15 protein-coding genes are annotated in these 18,821 nt (G+C 69.5%); 5 read left to right on the plus strand and 10 right to left on the minus strand.

From position 1 onward, the window contains the following. A partial coding sequence (locus WH85_RS52590) for a hypothetical protein (RefSeq protein ID WP_211275632.1) occupies positions 1 to 181 on the minus strand: 181 nt, incomplete at its 3' end. Between WH85_RS52590 and WH85_RS51960 the strand changes: the two genes are divergently transcribed. After that, positions 180 to 707: a hypothetical protein gene (locus WH85_RS51960; protein ID WP_211275633.1), complete on the plus strand. Its 528-nt coding sequence runs from the start codon at positions 180 to 182 to the stop codon at positions 705 to 707. The genes WH85_RS52590 and WH85_RS51960 overlap by 2 nt on opposite strands. Before the next feature lie 8 nt (positions 708 to 715). Here WH85_RS51960 and WH85_RS43780 read toward each other — a convergent pair whose 3' ends face one another. The 7 genes from WH85_RS43780 to WH85_RS43815 all read right to left on the minus strand — a co-directional run bounded on the left by WH85_RS43780 (position 716) and on the right by WH85_RS43815 (position 11,672). After that, complete coding sequence (locus WH85_RS43780; RefSeq protein ID WP_045748119.1) at positions 716 to 1,450, minus strand: endonuclease/exonuclease/phosphatase family protein; 735 nt, start codon at positions 1,448 to 1,450, stop codon at positions 716 to 718. Between the two features lie 57 nt (positions 1,451 to 1,507). Continuing rightward, positions 1,508 to 2,533 carry a hypothetical protein gene (locus WH85_RS53530; protein ID WP_245674355.1) on the minus strand — a complete coding sequence of 342 codons (1,026 nt, stop codon included), beginning with the start codon at positions 2,531 to 2,533 and terminating at the stop codon, positions 1,508 to 1,510. A 212-nt stretch (positions 2,534 to 2,745) separates the two neighbouring features. Then, positions 2,746 to 10,146, minus strand: coding sequence for a WXG100-like domain-containing protein (locus tag WH85_RS43795; protein WP_045748120.1), 7,401 nt, complete (start codon positions 10,144 to 10,146; stop codon positions 2,746 to 2,748). A 10-nt stretch (positions 10,147 to 10,156) separates the two neighbouring features. Next, positions 10,157 to 10,522, minus strand: a complete 366-nt coding sequence (locus tag WH85_RS43800) for a hypothetical protein (RefSeq protein WP_045748121.1) — start codon at positions 10,520 to 10,522, stop codon at positions 10,157 to 10,159. Continuing rightward, positions 10,515 to 10,922: a YbaB/EbfC family nucleoid-associated protein gene (locus WH85_RS43805; protein WP_052721238.1), complete on the minus strand. Its 408-nt coding sequence runs from the start codon at positions 10,920 to 10,922 to the stop codon at positions 10,515 to 10,517. The genes WH85_RS43800 and WH85_RS43805 overlap by 8 nt, the downstream gene beginning before the upstream one ends. 94 nt (positions 10,923 to 11,016) lie before the next feature. After that, entirely contained in the window at positions 11,017 to 11,301 is a 285-nt protein-coding gene (locus WH85_RS43810; protein WP_045748122.1) for a WXG100 family type VII secretion target, read from the minus strand. 29 nt (positions 11,302 to 11,330) lie between these two features. Continuing rightward, positions 11,331 to 11,672 carry a WXG100 family type VII secretion target gene (locus WH85_RS43815; RefSeq protein ID WP_045748123.1) on the minus strand — a complete coding sequence of 114 codons (342 nt, stop codon included), beginning with the start codon at positions 11,670 to 11,672 and terminating at the stop codon, positions 11,331 to 11,333. 267 nt (positions 11,673 to 11,939) lie between these two features. Here WH85_RS43815 and WH85_RS43820 point away from each other — a divergent pair, with 267 nt between their 5' ends. The 3 genes from WH85_RS43820 to WH85_RS43830 are packed head-to-tail and all read left to right on the plus strand — an operon-like array spanning position 11,940 to position 15,626. Further along, a complete protein-coding gene (locus WH85_RS43820; protein WP_157411596.1) occupies positions 11,940 to 13,004 on the plus strand; it encodes a hypothetical protein in 1,065 nt (354 codons plus the stop codon). After that, positions 12,997 to 15,063, plus strand: coding sequence for a hypothetical protein (locus WH85_RS43825; RefSeq protein WP_045748125.1), 2,067 nt, complete (start codon positions 12,997 to 12,999; stop codon positions 15,061 to 15,063). The genes WH85_RS43820 and WH85_RS43825 overlap by 8 nt, the downstream gene beginning before the upstream one ends. A gap of 23 nt (positions 15,064 to 15,086) precedes the next feature. Beyond that, a complete protein-coding gene (locus WH85_RS43830) occupies positions 15,087 to 15,626 on the plus strand; it encodes a hypothetical protein (protein WP_045748126.1) in 540 nt (179 codons plus the stop codon). Here WH85_RS43830 and WH85_RS43835 read toward each other — a convergent pair. Together WH85_RS43835 and WH85_RS47940 are read right to left on the minus strand one after the other, a co-directional pair. Continuing rightward, the gene (locus tag WH85_RS43835) at positions 15,617 to 15,928 is read right to left on the minus strand and encodes a hypothetical protein (RefSeq protein ID WP_045748127.1); all 312 of its coding nucleotides are present in this window, start codon (positions 15,926 to 15,928) and stop codon (positions 15,617 to 15,619) included. The genes WH85_RS43830 and WH85_RS43835 overlap by 10 nt on opposite strands. A 16-nt stretch (positions 15,929 to 15,944) precedes the next feature. After that, positions 15,945 to 17,105 carry a WXG100 family type VII secretion target gene (locus tag WH85_RS47940; protein WP_157411597.1) on the minus strand — a complete coding sequence of 387 codons (1,161 nt, stop codon included), beginning with the start codon at positions 17,103 to 17,105 and terminating at the stop codon, positions 15,945 to 15,947. 111 nt (positions 17,106 to 17,216) lie between these two features. On the opposite strand from WH85_RS47940, the gene WH85_RS43845 reads away from it, so the two are divergent. Beyond that, positions 17,217 to 18,536 (plus strand): FAD-dependent oxidoreductase, encoded by a 1,320-nt coding sequence (locus tag WH85_RS43845; protein WP_045748128.1) that lies wholly within the window; start codon positions 17,217 to 17,219, stop codon positions 18,534 to 18,536. Positions 18,537 to 18,821: the final 285 nt, after the last annotated feature.

The following is an 18,821-nucleotide window of genomic DNA, read 5'->3' on the forward strand; positions in this document are numbered from 1 at the left end:
AGTTCACCCCGCAGGTCGCCGGGCCGACCGCCGCCTTCACCGGCACCAGCATGATCAGATTCGGCGCCGACAGCGACGACGCCAACACGGAATACACCAGCGTCGAAGCCTCCGGCGAGAAACCGATCACGGCTGAAAGCATCAGGGTCGGCGAAGACGTGTGGGTCAGCTCACCCGTCATGAAGCCCAATGACGGACGCACGTGGATCGGCCCGAAGACCGCGTCCTCCTGGGGCAACATCCTGGCCGACCCCACGAACGACCTCCCCGACTTCACCGTCTGGAAGCCCTTCATCCCCCAGGTCACCCGCGACGACGCCGTCCACGGCTGGGACAGCAAGAACATGGCCGACCTGGACGGCGCCCCCTACAAATACGAGATCACCTGCGGCGTCAGCACCGCCGCCGCCAACCCCGGCTGCACCCCTCCCCTGCCGGAGCAGTTGGGCGTTCTCTTCAACGTGATCGGCAACCCGATGCGTTACCAGGCCTGGCTCGACGACACCGGCCTGCTCCGCAAACTCGACGTCACCATCAGCATGGCGTACGTCCGCGAAGTCGACACCAACCCCCTGCCCGGCCACCCGCAGGGCGAGTACTACGCCCACGTCGTCTTCAACCTCGACCAGTTCGGCACCCCCGTCACCGTCACCGCACCCGACGACGCCGACATCACGACAGCCCGAGGTGTGATCCGGCCGAAATAAGGACCGGCTCAGTCGAGGGTGATCGTCGCCCCGATCCCGTAGTGGTCGGAGAGGTACGCCCGGCGGCCGTCGGCCAGGGCCACCTCGTCGGTGAGCACCAGGTCGGCTTCGGCCCGGGCGCCCCGGACCAGTACGTGGTCGAAGGCGGGCGGGTTCGGCCACTGTGTCGTGGGCCGATAGGTCGGCCGGGTGTCCCCCGCCATCGCGTCGGTCAGCCCGGCGGCCTCCCGGAACCAGGCGAGCGTCTCCGTCTTCCGCGGCAGGTTGAGGTCACCGACCACCACCAGCGGCCCGTCCGCGGGCAGCGCGGCAGCCAGGTGGTCCAGCTCGGCCCGCTCCACCCGGGTGTACCGGTTCTCCGGCGACCAGTCGTCGTCGAGATTCGCGGACAGGTGCGTGTTCACCACGGTCCACTCGCCCGCCGGGGCGGCGATGGTGGCCAGCTGGGCGCCCTTACGCATGAAGAACTCCGGACGGACCGGCCCGCTCATCGGATAGCGCACGAACCGGTGCCGCACGACCGGCAGCCGCGACAGCAGCACCAGACCGCCTCTGATCACCACCGATCCGGTGGACAGGTAGTGCCGGAACCCGGGGGCTACCTCGCGCAGCACCCGAACGTTGCGGCGGTACATGAACTCTTGAAGACAGACCACGTCATACTCCGCCAGGAACGGACCGAGCGCCCGCAACCGGAAAGCCACGTCCCCTTTGTAGAGCGTGTTGAACGTCAGCAGCCGCACCGGATCATTCTCTTTTCTCCCGCCGTCGAGACGTACCGATTGATGGGACCTCGACGGTCAGAATCCGATGTCGAAACCCGTCTCGGGATCCTGGCCCATGATCTCGCGGGCACGCCGAACGTATTCCCGATCTGCCTCTGGCGACGCGTCCATGTCGACATGGTGGAGGTTGTAGTCGGAGCCCTCAGGGTGATTCTCCGGACGGAACGGCGTCGTCGCGGCATGCTTCTCCACCCATTCCGCGTGCCAAGCGCTCAGCGCTCGACGCCGTTCCGCCGGGGTGGGCGGCGGAGGTTGCCCCGGAACGTTCCGTTCCTGAATGCGGTCCGCGCCCTGGGCGCCCGCCGATCCCACCAGTCGGCGGGCACGTTCCACCACGTCCGGCGCGACCGTCTCGGGAAGGGCGAACTCACGAGCCAACATGTGACCGTAGAACTTGTTCTCCGGATGTGAACCGGTCTCCCGTACCATGTCCACGATCGACTCGGACCACACCCACATCCCGTCGGTACGGTAAGTGCCCTCCGCGCCCGTCATGACCAGCGGCGCCCGGGTGAGGAACGCGATCACCTCCTCACGGTCCTCCACATCGAACTCCTCAAATGCGGTGCCCGGCGTCTCCTTCGCGAGCCGAAGCACGAATCCGCCCGACTCCTGCAGGGCCAGCGCTCGCCGAATCGCACCGAACTGCCACACCGCGGTCGCAAGAACCCGTCGCGGCAAAGCATCGCTCGTCTGCTCGAGCCGGCCGGGCAGCTCTCCTCGCTCGGCCCGGGCCAACATGTCCGACGGTCGCCACTGCCCGTCCCGGCCGAGTAGCTCATCCACCGTTCCGGACTCCGTAACGACCCGCCGCAGCACCCACGACGGGCTGGCTTCATGGTCGGCGGGACGCAACCGGATGAAGTACGTGATCTCCGCGCTCGCCGGCGACAGCTCAGCGTCCTGGATCCGCTCACAGCGCAGGTAGGCGAGAAGGTCATGTTGTTCCTTCTCGGGCAGCGTCGCGAACGCCTGGTATGCGGCCTGCCGGGCATGCGGTGCCTGGGTCTGCAACAGTGCGACGATCGCGGCCCACGCCATCGTCACCAGATGAAACCGGTCGTTCTGCAGTTCCGGCCGGGTGGCCAGCTCCCCGAGGGCGACGGCGGCCCGCACATCGGCGGCGGACCGATCCGCCAGCTCGTAGACCGCCTTGCCCCGGAATCGATTGCTGCCCCTAGCCAAGTCGACCAGTTCCGCGACACTCATCTCCCCCACTGCGGGGACCGGCACCCTCGGCAACTCAGGAAACGTCATTGCTCTCCCGTGATCTTCTTGTGCTCCTCCGCCAGCAGTTCACGGAGTTTCTGCGCCGACTCGTGGTCGCCGATCGATTCGGCGTAGTCAATCTCCACCTGGTAGGCCCGCACCTCACCCTGGAACCGCACCTCCATGTCGGTGAACCAGCCACGCATGCCGACCCAGCCGGCCTCCTGATCGTCTCGCATGTGCCTCAGCTCGTGCAGCAGGGCACCGTAGGAGGCCTCCGGGTCGAGGATGAGCTGACCAGGTGTACCGGGACTGCCTCCGGGACCGTAGGCGAGGCCTCCGGTCCGGGTGATCACCTCGACACCGAACGACTCCGCTTCCGCAATGGCCTCGTTCCAGGCCTCGGGGTGCGTCTCGTAGGCGGGCCCCCACTTGGCCAGCGGGTCGGCATCCGAGTGGTGGAAGTACTCTCTGCCCTCGTCCGGCCTGTGATAGTTCTCGGCCGGCTCATCGACGCTCGGAGAGTACGCGGTGTCGCCGGTGTGCGGCTGCGCCTCATCAACACCCCAGGACTGTCCCCACTGCCCCCTCATCCCGGGCAGGTTCCGGTCGTCCCGGCCCGCGTCGTCAGGCGGGTAGACCGGGGAGTCATCGTTGAAGACCGGCTTCTCCACCGTGGGCGGGTTCGGTGACTCGGCACGCAACGGCGCCTCGATGCCCCCGGTGGGCTCCTTGGCCCCATGCCAGTCGTAGCCCAACATGACCCGCTTGCCGATCCAGGTAGCGCCTGCGCCGCTCTCCCCGTCTCGCCCCACCTGACTGATTTCCTGGGGTGTGGGGAAGTCGGCATCGCCGTACGTGGAGGTCCGGTACTGCCGGTACAGCTGCTCCGCGGCCTTCTTCTGGGTGGTCAGATGCTCCTCGACGTCCACGGATTCGCCGTATCGGTGCCGCTCGCGGATCTCATCCCGGTTCTTCGCAGCGCCCCAGTCGGACAGGTCCTCGCTCAGCTGCCGGATCTCGGAACGCAGCCGGGTGAAGGCACCGTCGGCCTCCGCACCCCCCCAGTTCTGGGTGTCCCAGCCGAACCCGGCCCGGGCCCACGCGTATCCACCGACGTCCATACTGGCGTGGATGGCGATCCGGTCCACTCCGGACTCGACGTACCACTCCTCCATATGATCGTTGAAGGCCTTGGCGAACCCGGAACCCTGCAAACCTTCGTCGATCGTGAGCGAGGCGTGGGTGGCGACAAGCAGATCCTGGTCCTGCGAGTAGCTGAAACGCCGCGTGATGTGACCGACCGGTTTCGTATCATCGCCGTGTTCCCAGACGCTCATCCGGACGGAGAAACCGTCCTGTGCGGAGTATGCGTGGTCCACCTGGACGTCGAAGCCCTTGAAGTCTCGGTTGAGAAACTCCCGGTCGAACACCTTCTGGACGACCGTGCTCCAGTCCACCGTCGAACCCGTCGTCCGCGGGAAGAGGTCGCGCAGAGACGGACGGGGCTCCCCTGGTTCGCGGGGGCCGTCGCCGACATCCGGAGGTGTCGGGTCCTGGAGGTCTGGAATGTGTGACGCCTCAGGCTCGGCGTGAGGGTCGGGCTGGTGATGTGCGGCAGGTGGCTCCTGCTCGTACCGGTGTGCGGTGAAATCGTCGTGTCGCGGCACGGCGTCGTCGCCGTAGCGGGAGCCGGAGACCGGACCGGTTTCACCGATGACACCGCTGCGGCCGAGCAGACCATTGCGGGCCGGTGCCTCGGGCCTGCCCATCGGCTCGGACTGACCGATCACGTCGGGCCGCATCCGACTGCCCAGCGAATCATGCGAACCGAACGGTGACGGTCCGGTTCGCCGGCCGATGTCCTCGAAAAGGGATCGGGGCACCGGATGCCCCAGCTTCTCCAGGTCCCGTTCGACGCCGGCGATCTCCTGCCGCAGACGTTGCTGCACGTCCGGACGCGCCCACGCCTCGTTGAGCCGTCGCTGCAGGTGCACCCGCTCGTTGACGCGGGCCGCCGCGTGCGGGTCCACCCTGGTCGTCTCCGGGCGGCCGCCACCGAAGAGGTTGCCCAGCTTGGTCATCGCACGCCGGAGCATGCCCTGCGGTTCCGGGCGGGTGGCCGCCGCGTGCTGTACGGCCAGCGTCTCGGTGATCTCGTGGACCCAGACGCGGGACAGGTTGTCGGCGGAGACCCGGTTGTTCACCCGGACGATGTGCGGGTCCTGCGGCGTGCCGGAGCGAACCGTCGTCTCGGCCAGGTCGGGCATGTTGACGCCCAGCTCGGGCCGGAAGTACCCGGTGGTGCCGTCCGCCTTGTCCACCCGGATGTCGACGCCGTCCGAGGAGATCCGGACGATGCCGCCGTCGGAGAAGTCGCCCGGCAGCACGTCGTTGATCGCCTGGTGGAGTTCGCCGAGGTGGACGGGGTTCTCGTACGGTGACCGGCCTTCGGGCACGAAGCGAGTGCCCTCGATGGGGCTGGCGGTATGCACCACCGACGCGACGTCGGGGGCGGGGGTGACCCGGTTCAGGGCCTCGCCCGCGTGGCGGTCGACGACCTCGGTGATCTCGTCGGCGGTCTTCGGGCGGGCGGTGCCGTTCTGGTCGCGGTCGGACAGGTGGTCGCCCGCCCACCGGCTGATCTGTTCCGGTCCGCGAGTGGAGGTCAGCGCTTGCCGGACGGTTTCCGGCGTCAATGCCGCAGGGGACGGCGCGGCGGCCGGATCGGCCCGGTGCATGCCGATGCCGTCGGCGTCGCGTACCGGGACGTCGCCGCTCGTCAGCGGCTCCTCCAGGGCTCGCATCGCCTCCGGGCCGGAGAGATGGTCGACCGGCAAGCCGCCTTGATCGCGAGCCGGGGGCATCGGGCCGTCCGGATCGCGAGGGGTGACCGCCGGGCCGTCCGGATCGCGCAACTGCGGGCCGATCTCGTCGTGCATCGTCCGCCATGCCGCGTCCAAGGCCTCACTGACGTGCGCCGCCCGGGTGGCCGGGTCGGCCGACATGTGGGAGGACACCACCACGCCGGCCGCACTCGTCTGCTGCCAGGTTCCGTCCACCATCTCCAGGGACGGCCGGACCACCACCGCCTGCCCGGGCGGCACCGATTCGTTGACCTGGACGATCACGTCGACTTCGAGGCCGTCGCCGTACCGGACGCGCAGGGTTCCCGCGTCGGCGTCCCAATCGGCGCGCTGCGGCTGGTCCGGGGCGACGCCGTCCCGACCGGCGACCAGGTCACCCATCTCGTCGCCGATCAGCCGGGCGACCTCGTGCGGCACGTTGACCGGATCAACCGGTTTCGGACCTTCAACAGGCAGCATCCGGTACGGGTCGACGCCGCCGGGCGCCTTGGCCATCGGCGTGCTGTCGCCGCCCGTCGACGGCTGCCCTGTCCGGGGGTCCGGGCCGGTGCCGTCCTTCTCCGCCGCTCGCAGTTCGTCGTACCGGGCTTCGAGATCGCGGATGTCCGGGTAGTGCTCCCTCGCCCACTCCTTCGAGTTCTTCTTGTCCCACGCGTCGTTCATGACCTCGTGGTAGTCACCACGGTGCTTGTCGACCCCGGCCACGTGCTCCGCCAGCACGTCCGGGTCGACGCCCCGTTCGGAGAGCCGGAGGTACTCCTCGAGCCGGACCTGGTACTCACCGATCGTGTTCTGCTCGGTGGTGAGCCGGCCCCTGACCTTGGTCATCTCCTTCGGCGTGTTCCCCGGACGGTCCCGGTAGATCTCCGACGGCGGGTGCTCGCCGGGGCCGAAGCGTTCGACGGAGGCACGGACGTGCGCCATCTCGTGTTCGAGGTCGAGGTACCGCATGCCTTCGACGACCCGCACCTCCCGCTCGACCCGCAGCACCTCGTGGGTCTTCGGGTCGACGACGTGCCGGATGACGGTGTGCGGGTGCCCTTCCTGCGACGGTAGGACGGAGAATCCCTGCTCAGCGAGGGTCTCCACGGCGCGCGGATAGTCCGGGTGGTCCTCCATCCGGACGGTGCCCTGCCGGATCGTCTCCGGGGTCGGCGGCAGACCGGTGCCCGCTCCGTTGCTGGCAAGCAGGGGACTCTCGGTGCTCGCCGGATCGGGCGCCGATCCGTGCGACGGGCCGTCACCGGGTACCCGTTCACCGGCCGGGACGTCACCGTGCGTTCGCTCACCGGCCGGGCCGTTCCGGGTGGCCGGGTCTACGCCGCGTACGTCCCGCCCGGTGGCCACGTCTCCCGCTCGCGGTGCAGGCGCAGGATCTTGCTCAACGCCGCCGCGAACGGTTTGTCCGGGTTCCCGTCCGCCGGGCTGCCCTCCATCGACGTTTTGTCGATCACCAGCAGCCGGTCCGTCGTCGGGTGGCCGAAAAGATACTCCACCTGTCTCTCGTCCTCGCGAGCCTTCCGGAAGTGAACCAGAAGCGCCATCGCCGTCCTGCCTTCCCCACTTGCCGTCCAGGTCCTCGCCGGTCCGACCCGGCACGATGTCCTGCCAATTGTGCTGCTCATTGGCGTGCTGATGCGCGGTCGTGTAGTCCGCGTCCGGGTGGGCGCGCATGTGATTCGATTCGGCCAGCTCGTGGTTGAGCAGGACCAGATCCTCGGGCAGCGGGTTGCCCTCGCGCAGCCGGATCCACGCCTCGGCGATGTCCGGTGACGCGTCGAACCGCCGGTGCTCCAGCACCCCGTCGTAATCGCGGATCGGGTGCTCCTCGACCATCAGATGCTGCTTGATCTGATTGATCTCGGCCACCGAGTACCCGGTGGTCCCGTCCGCCCGCTGCACGTCGCTCAGGTTCCCGGCGATCTCCGCGACATCCGCGTCGTCCCCACGGAACCGGTCATAGGCCCGCTCAGCCCAATCGAAGGCCCGAATGTCGTCCCGCGGCCGGATAGCCCCACCGGTCGCCGCGTCCGCCGGGTGATCAGACTCCCGCCCGGCGTTGTCCGCAGCCTCATGTGTCCGGTCGGAAGAAGCCTCATGCGTCCGGTCGGCAGCCGTCTCGTGTGTCCGGTCGGGAGCAGCATCGTGCGTCGTCCGGCCGGAAGAGGCCGCGGTCCGGTCGGGAGCAGCCGTGGTCCGATCCGGCGGTGGTCCGTCCGGCGGTCCGCTTTCGCCCTTTGTGGGTACGCCGGAAGTCCCGTCCCGCCCAGCGGACGATTCCGCGCCGGCCCGTGGTGTGACCTGGTCCCCCGTCACGCGGGGCTGCTCACCGGTCGGCGTCGTCGCCCCACGGTCGGTGGCCGTCGTGGAGTGTTCGGTGGCCGCAGCCGGGTGGCCGGTGCCGATCGTGCTCTGATCGGAAGCGGTCGGACGGTGTGTCTCCGACGTCGACGTCCGCGAGTCGGACGCGGGCGTGCGGTTCCCGTCGGAGGGGGCGGTCCGGACGCTCTCCGCGGTGTTCTGTTCCGGTCGCGCGGTCGTGCCACTGTCCGGCGGGTCGCCGCCCCCGTCGGCCCGTGTGGTGGCTTCCTGCCGAGCAGCAGGCGAGCCACCGTCGTTCGAAGCGGCCCTGGTGCTGTCCGGCGAATCACCACCGCTGTCACCCCGCGTGCTGGTCTCCTGCCGAGCAGCGGTCGAACCGCCGTCGCCCGAAGCGGCCCTGGTCGTGTCCGGCGGATCGCCACCGCCGTCACCCCGCGTGGTGGCCTCCTGCCGAGCAGCGGTCGAACCGCCGTCGTTCGCGGACGTCCGGTCGGGGACCGACCGCTCGGAGTCCGGCGCCCGGTCAGCCACGGTGGTGGTGCTGTCGTTTGCGCGTACCCCATCCGGGGTTGAAGAAGGGTGACCCGGCACCGGGGCCGCATCGGACCCGCGAGAGCTCGCCTCTCCTGCGCCGCCACCACTGTCCGTGCGGGTTTCCGGGCTGTCGAAGACCCGGCTGATCCCCTCGGTCACGTCGCCGCGGCCGGTGATCTCGGTGTCGACGGTCCGGACGCCGTCCGCGCCCTGGTGGGCCACGTAGCCGTCGCTGGTCAGCAGCAGGGACTCGCCACGACTGGTCCCGGCGATGCTGAACGTGCCGTCCTCGCCGGCGATGAAGTGCACATCGCTGCCGATGCGGAGCGCTCCGCTGTCGTCCCGGGTGAGGTTGGGAAGGCCGGGCTCGAGGACGGTCTCGACGCCGGCGAAGAGGCCGGAGGCGGCGCCGTCGCGGGCGCTCAACCAGATCTCGTTCCAGTTGAGGCCCTTCTCACCGTCACTGCGGATGTAGTCGACGGTCTGCGCGCCGAGGGTGTAGCCGCCGGCTGCGAGACCACCACCGATCGTGTGCCCGGTGACCCCGCCGAACATGCCCAGGCCGGCCGCACCGCCCTGGATCGTGTTGTCCCGGACCTGAGCCCAGTCCACGCCGTCGGTCCGGTTGCCGGAGACGATCTGTCCGATCTGGCCGACCAGGTTGCCGCCGCCCATGAAACCGGCGCCGATGCCGACCCGCGTCCCCACATATTGGGCGAACTCCCGGCCCAGCATGCTCTGACCGATCCGGTCCACCGCGATCCGGGACAGACCGGAGGCGGCCGCGTCGGCGCCCTCCTTGCCGGCCCACTTCAGCAGCAGCTGATTGCGGATCTCCTTGGCCATCTGGCGCTGCGCCTCGCGGGACATCTGCCGGCCGAGACCGGCGCCGACCTGTTCGGCGGCGAGAGTACGCAGCGACTGGGCGGCGATCCGGTTGGCGACCGAGGTGGAGATGCCGCGTGCGCCGATGTTGCGGACGGTCTGGTTGAAGCCCTGCGCCCAGATGTCCCTGGCGCCCTGAGTGATCGCGGTCCGCATCGCCGGGACGTTGACCCGGCTGGCGATCGCGGGGCCGAGCCGTGTCGCGCCGTTGCGCAACGCGGTGGGCAGCGTGTGGGTCAGGGCCCCGGGCAGCCGGGTGAACAGCATGCCGATGTCGCGCATGACGATGCGCATCGACAGCGACATGATCTTGGCGATGGCCTGCCGGGCAGCCGCAAAAATAGCCGTCTTCGCTGCTGCGAACGCCGCTGGAACGCCGAGCAGGGCGGCACCCAGGGACGGGCCGGCGGCCGCGGCGATGGCGAACAGCGAGTAGGCGAGCATGACGAGGTTGATGGCCGCCATGAACTTCATCAGCTCGACCTCGAGGCCGAAGTTCTGGGCGCCCTGCCGCATCTGGGCAGCGCTCTCCGCCGACTGGCGCAGGCCTTCGAGGTAGTTGAACCAGTCCTGGGTGAACATCTGCGCGGCGCCGTCGCCGGACCAATTCTCCAGGATCGGGTTGGCCGCCTGCATGACGTCCTCGTACGCCGCGTTGAGCGAGTCGGCCAGCGCGCCCCAGTGGTCGGCCAGGTCGTACACGTCGTTGGCGTGTGCCAGCGGAAGCGGGCCGAGGATCAGCTCGCCCACCTTCGACCGGGCGCCGGGGATCCACTGCTCGATCTCCGTGAACCAGTCGAGGAGCGACGTCATGAACTCGTGCTCTTCGGCGCTCACGACGGCGCCGTCAGAGGTCCGTGCGACTGATGTCGTCGCCGCTCTGCTGATCGGTGGACTCGTACCCGGTCATCGCCTTGACGACGAAGTCGCCGATCGCGGTCAGCTTGTCGCCGCAGGACGCCGCACCGATCCGGACCGCCTCGCAAGCCGGATAGTCCTTGCCGTCGCTGGCGGTGGCGACCTTGTTGTACTCCTTCAGGAAGGCATCGGTGAAGTCGTCGTGCGGCAGGGTGTCACCCTCCGCCTCCTGACTCCGGATGGCCTGGTTCAGGCGGCTGATCTCCTCGGACAGGTCGCTGCCACGGTTCCTGATCCGGGTGGCGATCCCGATGATCTCAGCCGGGCTGGAACCGATCTGCACGAAGTTACTCATCGCGGTCCTTACTGCGGATCAGAACGTCGGCGTCGTGGGTGCCGATGTATCCGGTCATTCCGCCGTCACCCAGGTGGCGCATGTCCGCGGGCAGGCTCTCCTGGATCAGGTCACGTCCCTGGGCGCCGACCTCCTCGACGGCGGCACGCACGGTCGCCACGATGCTCGCCGACAGGGCCTGCGAGTTGGGCTGGCGCAGCAGACGCGGATTGATGTCGAGTTCCAGCAGGTGACCTCGCGGCCCGACGACCGCTTTGATCATGCCGTCCGGCGACCAGGCGGTCCCGGTCAGGCTCATCATCCGGTCTTGCAGATCAGGCAGGCCCTTGGTCGCCTTCTGCAGGTCAGCCATCATCCCGCGGAGCGCGCCCCAGTCGGGACGTCCCGGTATGTCCGCCACTTCCGTCCTCCCGGTTTCCACCCTCACGATCCGCCAAGGGGACCGTACGTCATCGGCCGGTGGCCCTTCATCGGGTCACCGGCCGATGACGTCACTACATACCCGCGGCGATCTGCTGGTCGACGCCCTGCATGCGCTCGCCGGCCTGGCCGAGCTTGGTGCCGACCTGCGCCAGCGCGACCTTGATCTCCTTCGCGCCCTGGTCCCACTTCTGGCGGGCCTCGTCGCAGGCGGTGCCGGCGGCGCCGGTCCAGTCCTGGGCGAACAGCTGGGAGAACTGCTTGTACAGGTCCTCCAGCTGCTGCTCCATCGAACCCTGGAAGGTGTTGATGGCGCCGGACACTTCGCTGATCTGGCCGAAGTTGTAGGTGATGCTCATGTGTTCGCCTCTTTCGATCCGGGTCGCGCTCAGCCGCGCAGGATGCTCATGACGCTGGAGTCACCGGTGCTCGCGGCAGCGTTCTGGATCTCCCGCGCGGCGTCCTCGTCGTTCACGCCGTACTGCGTCGACGCGTTGCTCATCTTGCCCGCGAGCTCGTCCAGGGCGTTGATGATCTTGGTCAGCCCGGAGTTCAACTGGGCGGACACGTTCTGCAGCGCCTGGTTCGCCGAGCCGTCCAGACCCGAACCGCCCAGCGCCTGGATACGGTCGACAAGCTGCGCCATACCGGTGGCGATGTTCTGGCCGGTGTCCTCACACCGCTGCGCCATCGCGTTCAGCTGTTCCTGAGTGGCATGGACCTGGCCCATACCTGGAGTCCCCGACAAGGGATCACCCCGCCTCTCGATGTCGGCTCGCTCCCCGTGAAGCGGCACACGAAATCTCCATGGAGCAGCGACGGTAACCGCGGAACTGGTGTCAAGGCCACCCGTTGTGGCCGATTAGGCTCGTCCGTCCATCGACAAAAGGGCTGCACAGGCAGTGTTCAGACACACCATCGCCTATACGGCCGTGGCCGATTACCCTAGCTGGCCAGACGGGTTCACCCAGCGAAGCCGGCGATACGGGGAGGCATGATGGGACTGGACACGGGGAACGGAACACCCTATTCGGCGAACAGTCCGTACTCGGTGGAGACGTCGGGGAACACGAACGCCGGGTGGGTCGACTCCGAGCCGCTGAAGGTCGACGTCGAGGGTCTGCGCGACTACGCCAAGGACATGGTGAGCCAGCAACTCGACCTCGCCAACCGCAAGATGAACCTCAACGACCTGTTCAGTGGGCCGTACGAGGCGTGGGGTGGCACCACCCTCGGCGAGGCGATGTACCTGCGCTCCCAGCTGGCCGCCAACGCCTCCGAACTGTTCAGCTACCTGGACAATCTCGGTCAGTCACTGTTCAACGTGGGGTCGGCCGCCCAGACCATCGCCGACATCTACGGGGCGGAGGACGCGACGCAGGCCGCCAGTGTCAACGACGTCCTCTTCGCCTTCGGTGCCCCGGGGGTCTCCCGTCCCGCGGGCCTGCCGTCGCACATCGGCCAGACCTACAGCGAGGCAGTCCGGGAAGCTTCCGCCGAGGCTGCCGAGACCCCGGTCGTCGCGAACAGCCCTGATTGGGACGAGCCTCAGACTCTGTCAGAGACGCCCTACCAGACGACCACGGTCTCCACCGACCCGAACACCGGCCAGAAGCTGCAGACCGTGACGATGAACGTCCCCGGCGGTGGGGGTGTCGTCCAGACAATCACGATCTACAACAGCAAGGGCGAGGTCCTGTCGACGACCAGCACCCGCACGGTCACGTCGTACAACCCGGCCACCAACACGGAAGTCAAGACGGTGACCAGCGGGAACTCAACCACCCGGACGACCACGGCCTACGACGACGACGGCTTGGTGGCGAACGAGAAGACGCAGAACTCCACCACCGGCGAGAACGGCAAGGTCACCGAGACCGGCAGCCGCGAGGTGACCGTCGACCAGAACACCGGCATGCAGACCGAGACGACGTACAACGCCGAGGGCGAGACGACCGGCACGACGTACACCGGCAAGGAGACCGAGGGGCAGCTGACCGTCGACAAGCCACTCAGTGCGGAGTACGACCCGACCCTGAACGGCACCCTGACGAATGGTTGATTACTGGGGCACCACCGCGGACCCGAACTACGGGTACAGCCCGTACAGCGGACGGTTGCACTACGGCACTCACCAGTCGTCGGACGAGCCGTTCACCTCCAAGCCGGGCAGCGCGGACGGCAAGACGATCGAAGAGATCCGGATGCGCATCCGGAACATGCACCCGGAGAAGATCGCCGAACTCGCCGACCACTGGCAGAACGCCTGGTCGGTGATGGACAACGTGCGGACGTACGTGCTGGGCTCGAGCAACCGCCTGGAGGCGGAGAGCTGGCAGTCCCCCAAGGCCCGCGACGCGTTCCTGGGCAAGGGGCCCGGTGAGGTGCTCGCCTACCTCGACGTCTGGATGGACGCGGCCCAGCAGAACGTCACCGCCCTGCGTCACCTGGTGCAGATCAGCATCACCGCCCGCGCCGACATGGACGCGCTCTGGGCGGAGTACGAGCGCGCCCTGCAGACCGCCCAGAACGTCGACCTGGCCGGGCAGTTGAGCGAGTGGTTCAACTTCTCCGAGCGGTACTGGACGACCGACTGGGAGGACGCCAAGCACTGGCAGGTCAAGCAACAGGTCGACGAGACGGTCCAGCAGTTCCAGCAGCGGGCTCAGGAACTTGCGTACCGCGTCGGCAACGAGCACTACGAGTACACGACCCTGGTCGCCACCGGAGTCGGGCCGCCGTACCGCCCGATGGACGCGGTACTCAACACCCCGGGCAACCCGGCGCTGGTCACGCCGCCGTCGCTCGGCGGACCGGGCGGGGTGAACGCGCCCAACCCGGTGCCGTCGGGTGGGGCCAAGCCGCCGGCGCTGGCGCCGACCCCGGTCGCCCCGCCGGCTACCGCGCCCAAACCGCCGGCCACCGCGCCGACCCCGGCCCCCGCGCCGACGCTGCCCACCAGCCCGCCGGCCGTCGTCGCGCCCCCGGCGGTGGCCAACCCGCCGACTTCGATCACCCCGCCCGGGGTGGTCCCGCCGGCCGTGGCGCCGCTGCCCGCCCCGCCGCCCGCGTTCGCCGGATCGCCGCCCGGCGTCGGCGCGGTCAAGCCGAGCCTGCCCGGTTCGGTACCGTCGCTGTCGCGTCCGCCCGGTCTCGGCACGTCCCCGGCGGCCGGTCCGGCCACCAGTGCGGCCCGGCCGCCGAACCCCGGCCAGCTGACCCGCAACGCCTTCAACCGCGGCGCCGGCGGCGCCCCGCAGTCGCCCGGCGCGGGTCAGCCGCCCGGACGCAGCCTGCGGCGTCCGACATCGACACCGGGCGACCCTGCCCGGGGCACGCCCGGTCAGCCGGGTCAGCCCGGGCGAGGCGCGCCGGGACAGCCCGGTCGTGGCGCCCCCGGCCAGCCCGGACGGGGCACGCCGGGTCAGCCGCCGAACGGCCAGCGCCGGCGCGGCGAGGGTTCGGACGACGCCGGCCGCCGTGTGCCCGGCACCACGATCGACGGTGCGGAGCAGTTCGGCCGGCCCGGCGGCACCACTCCGCCGGTGCTGAAGAATCCGACCGGCGACCGCAACCGGGTACGCCCGGGCAGCCAGCAGGAGATGCGGCCGCCAAGCTTGGGCGGGACCGGTGGCGACGCCGTGCACCGCGAGGGCACCGCGCCGCCGGTTCTGCAGCGTCCGACCCGTACCCCGGAAACTCCCGCACCGTCCCGCGGACGGCCCGGACGTAAAGACGGCCGGAAGCCCGCCGGTGCCGACTGGATCGGCGCCGACCAGGCGCGCACCGAGGCCGGCGCCCCGGTCATCGACGCACCCGCCCCGCCGCCCTCGGGCAGCAGGGTGTCCAAGCTGGAAGAGGTTCCCAAGGAGCTGCGCAGCCGGGCCGCGACCCGTGCGAGCGGTCCGGGCCGGGTCGAACGGCCCGGAACCGTCGCGCCGGAACTCAACCGGCGGCGCACCAGCGACGGCCGGGACCGGACCGAGAGGGACGACGAGGCGCGCGGTGTCGTCACCGACGAGCAGGCGTTCGAGGTGCAGACCCCGGGCGGCGGCGTGGTGACGAGCAAACGCGAGGAGCATTACGAGCCGGAGATCCGCCGCATTCTGGGCGGGCGCTGAACCGCGGATGAGAGGGTGAGCCGGTGAAGCTGGGATTCCCGCCGAACTACCACGTCCGGGTGGACTCCCTGGCGTGGTCGCTGCCGGACGGTGAGGCTGCCCTGCACGAGGGCACTTACCGGGTCGACCTGAACCGGGTCGTCGTCGTCACGTTCGTCGACGACCTGGCCGTCGCCGGCCCACCCTGGTCCGCGGATTCCCTCCCGGAACCCGGCACCGACCTGACCGATCCGGTGCAGGCTCGGCTGAGTGTGCTGCTCAGCGCGGTCTACGCGGTGACGCCGAACGCGGCGCTCGCCGGCCGGAGCGAACGCTTCGAACGGCCGTGGGCCGCAGACGGCAGCCGGGACGGCGCGGTCTTCTACACGGGGGTCGAGGAGTTCGCCGTGCTGCGCGCCGACCTGGAGGAGCTGGGCGACATCGCGGGCGGTGTGCACTCGGTCGTCCAGCGGGACGCGCTGATCGAGCATCCGGTCATCCGGTTCCTGGAGGACCGGGTGCTCGACTCACCGTGGCTGCGGGCCGATCACGCGGAGGCGCTCGGCCGGGACGGTCATCCGTAGGGATCGGTCGGGATCAGGTCGATGTCCGGGATGACGGCGGCCCGCTGCTCCGGCGTCGCGTCGAAGGACAGCATCTCCGCGCCCTCCGGGATGCCGACCCGGGAGAGGAAGATGCCGTTGCGCCCCGCATCACACCAGATCGTGGCGAACCCCACTCGGGACACCGGATCACCGGTGTACGTGATGTGCAGCTGCCCGTGATCGCCGTCCGGGCACGGGACGTCGATCTGATCGGGCCAGGCATCCCGGATCCTCGTGAAAGCGTCGAACCACGCCTCCCACCGGCGATCGGCATCGGTCATCTCAGGCATGGGCGATCTACTCCGCATCGAGTAAGTGCTTGTTCGCTTGCCACCATCGCTCCTCATGGGCATACGCCCGCACCTCGGCGGCCGCCCGGGCCGCCTCCTTCCACGGAAACGCTCGCCCCGCACGCAACTCGTCGAGGTGGAACCTCTCGTGTGCCAGAGTCCGGGCCAGCTGCTCCTCCGAGATGAAGGCGTCCCGAGCCAGTTTGATCTCACCGTTGGGCATCGTCACGCCGTAGAACTCTTTGCCTTCGCCGGAGCCCCGCCGGATCTTGTCCAAAGAGAATCGGACGTCCCGCATGTCGATGCCGAACTTCTTCGCGACGGCCATGACGTTCTTCTCGTTCATGATGATCCGGACCCCGTTACGGACGATACCGTCGCCTTCCCGGAACAGTCCGGCCTCCGGGTGGGCGCCGGTGGGGCCGGTTCGGCTGAGGCGGCGCAGCAGATTCTGAAGTCGCTGCAGGACACCGGTCAGGGCGTCCAGCATTCCGCTCAACCGTCGCAGGCTGGTGAGCAGTGACCCGATGAACTTCCGGATCCGGTTCGCCCATGTGCTCACCAACGACGCCACCTGGCTGGCCACCGCCGGCGTCGCCAGGCCCAGCGTCACGCCCTCCATCGCCAGCCACTGCGGCAGTCGCACCGCGAGCGTCGCCACGAACTGGGCGATCAGGTCCCGTACGATCTCGCGGACCATCCCGACGAGCAGCCCGGCGCCCTCCACCGCGGACGCGATAGCCCCCGATACGACCGCGATGCCCTCCATCGCCGCCGTCTGCTCCGCGGCGTGCACACGGTAGGCGTCAGCCGTCGCCCCGAACCACTCGGCGGTGTTCGCCCGGAGGTCGCTCGCGTGACGTTGCCCCGCATCCGCAACCGCCTCGGACACGTTTCGCCAGGTCGCCGCCTGCGTGGCGATCTCACCCGGGTCGCCGGCCAGCCAGTCCAACGCCTCCCGCAACGGCCGGACGTGTTCCATCAGCCAGCCGGCGCCCCACGCGGTCAGTGAGCCGAGCGGGTCCACCGCCATCGCGAGCGTGTCCAGGGTTCCGCCCAGCGTGCCGAGTGACACGTCGACCCAGCTGCCGTTCCGGATGCCGTCGGCGATCTCGGCGGCATCCTCCGCCGGTCCGAGGCCGCTGAACCACTGCGCCGGGTCCGCCATCGGTGCACCTCCCACCGACGGGTACCGCCACGGCCCGGCGGCGGTTCACGACCGGGTGGCCGCGGGTCAAGACCTTCTCCAAAATGCGCACCTGAGCACACAATTCCACTCATGAGGCATGCGGTGGTCATCGGGGCGAGCATCGGCGGGATGCTCGCCGCCCGGGCCCTCACCAGCACGTTCGACCAGGTGACGCTCATCGACCGGGACACGGTGCCGGATCGGGCCGTACCCCGCCGCAGTGTGCCCCAGAGCCGCCAGGCGCACGTCCTGCTGGCCCGCGGCAGCACCGCCCTCGAGGAACTGTTCCCCGGTTTCGTCGACGAGATGCTGGCCGCCGGGGTGCCCGCCGGTGACGCGCACGCCGACTGCCACTGGTACCTGGACGGCCACCCGATGCGCCGCGCCCCGTCGACGCTTCCGGTCTTCGGTGTGAGCCGGCCGCTGCTCGAGCACCTGGTCCGGCAGCGTCTGCGCGCCCTGCCCGGTGTCCGGATCCTCGACGGCGAGGACGTCACCGCCCTGCTGCACGACAAGCGTGTCCGGGGTGTCCGCACGACACGGTCGGAGATGCTCGCCGATCTGGTCGTCGACGCGAGCGGCCGCGCCACGCGGGCCCCGCGGTGGCTGCGGTCGCTGGGCTACGGCGAGATCCCGGTGACCACGGTCCGTTCCGAGGTCGTCTACACGACCCGTCACTACCGTTACGACCCCGGTGCGGGCGCGCCGTTCGCCGTCGTGATGGCGCCGTATCCGGGCATGCAGCGGACCGGGGTGACGATCCGGCAGGACGGCGACCGGGTGGTGGTGCTGCTCGCCGGGATGCTGGGCGAGGAGCCGCCGACCGACGACGCCGGCATGCTGGCCTTCGCCGAGTCGCTGCCCGGTCCCGAGATCGCCGCCTTCCTGCGGACCGCGGAGCCGCTGGACGCGCCGGCGAGGATGCGGTACCCGGCGAGCGTCCGGCACCACTACGAGCGGCTGCGGCGCCGGCCGGTCGGTTTTCTCGCGCTCGGTGACGCGTTGTGCAGCTTCAATCCGATCTACGGACAGGGTGTGACGGTCGCCGCGTTGGAGGCGCTGCTGCTGGCCGCGTTGATCGGCACCGCGCCGGAGCGCTACTTCCGGGAGGCGGCCCGTCTGGTGGACAACCCCTGGGCGCTCGCCTCCGCGACGGATCTCCGGTTCCCCCAGGTCGAGGGCCGGCGCCGCCCCACGGATCGGCCGCTCAACGCCTATCTGGCCCGGTACCGCGCCGCCACCGTCCACGACGCCACCCTGGGCGCCGCGTTCCTCCGCGTCTCGAACATGCTGGCCCCGCCGGCCCACCTGCTCGCCCCGTCCACGATCCTCCGCGTTCTCCGCGCCGATTCCACGATCAACATCGACGATCAAGAGCTTTTGGGGGTACGCCACACCACAGTCCCGTAGTGGCACCATGCCGACGCGGGCGGCCAAAACTAAGGCGGCCTGCGCCACCCCGACGGCGAGCGGGAACGCCCGTCGATTAACGTCGGGCGATGCTCCACGTCGGTGAGGACGATCCCGGACGACTTCCGGCCTGTCCCGTAGCCCCCACCACCGACGACTCGTTGAGGCCCGAGCCGAGCCGAGCCGAGCCGAGCCGAGCCGAGCCGAGCCGAGCCGAGCCGAGCCGAGCCGAGCCGAGCCGAGCCGAGTCGAGCCGAGCCGCGCCGAGCCGAGCCGAGCCGAGCC

This window comes from Actinoplanes rectilineatus (assembly GCF_000962825.1).
Lineage (GTDB): Bacteria > Actinomycetota > Actinomycetes > Mycobacteriales > Micromonosporaceae > Actinoplanes > Actinoplanes rectilineatus.

Coding starts and splice junctions, on each gene's coding strand:
- WH85_RS47940 (WP_157411597.1), bottom strand. CDS start 17,105: ATGGCGGACCCGGCGCAGTGGTTCAGCGGCCTCGGACCGGCGGAGGAT.
- WH85_RS51960 (WP_211275633.1), top strand. CDS start 180: ATGAAGCCCAATGACGGACGCACGTGGATCGGCCCGAAGACCGCGTCC.
- WH85_RS43820 (WP_157411596.1), top strand. CDS start 11,940: ATGGGACTGGACACGGGGAACGGAACACCCTATTCGGCGAACAGTCCG.
- WH85_RS43845 (WP_045748128.1), top strand. CDS start 17,217: ATGAGGCATGCGGTGGTCATCGGGGCGAGCATCGGCGGGATGCTCGCC.
- WH85_RS43835 (WP_045748127.1), bottom strand. CDS start 15,928: ATGACCGATGCCGATCGCCGGTGGGAGGCGTGGTTCGACGCTTTCACG.
- WH85_RS43825 (WP_045748125.1), top strand. CDS start 12,997: ATGGTTGATTACTGGGGCACCACCGCGGACCCGAACTACGGGTACAGC.
- WH85_RS43800 (WP_045748121.1), bottom strand. CDS start 10,522: ATGAGTAACTTCGTGCAGATCGGTTCCAGCCCGGCTGAGATCATCGGG.
- WH85_RS53530 (WP_245674355.1), bottom strand. CDS start 2,533: ATGGCGTGGGCCGCGATCGTCGCACTGTTGCAGACCCAGGCACCGCAT.
- WH85_RS43810 (WP_045748122.1), bottom strand. CDS start 11,301: ATGAGCATCACCTACAACTTCGGCCAGATCAGCGAAGTGTCCGGCGCC.
- WH85_RS43815 (WP_045748123.1), bottom strand. CDS start 11,672: ATGGGCCAGGTCCATGCCACTCAGGAACAGCTGAACGCGATGGCGCAG.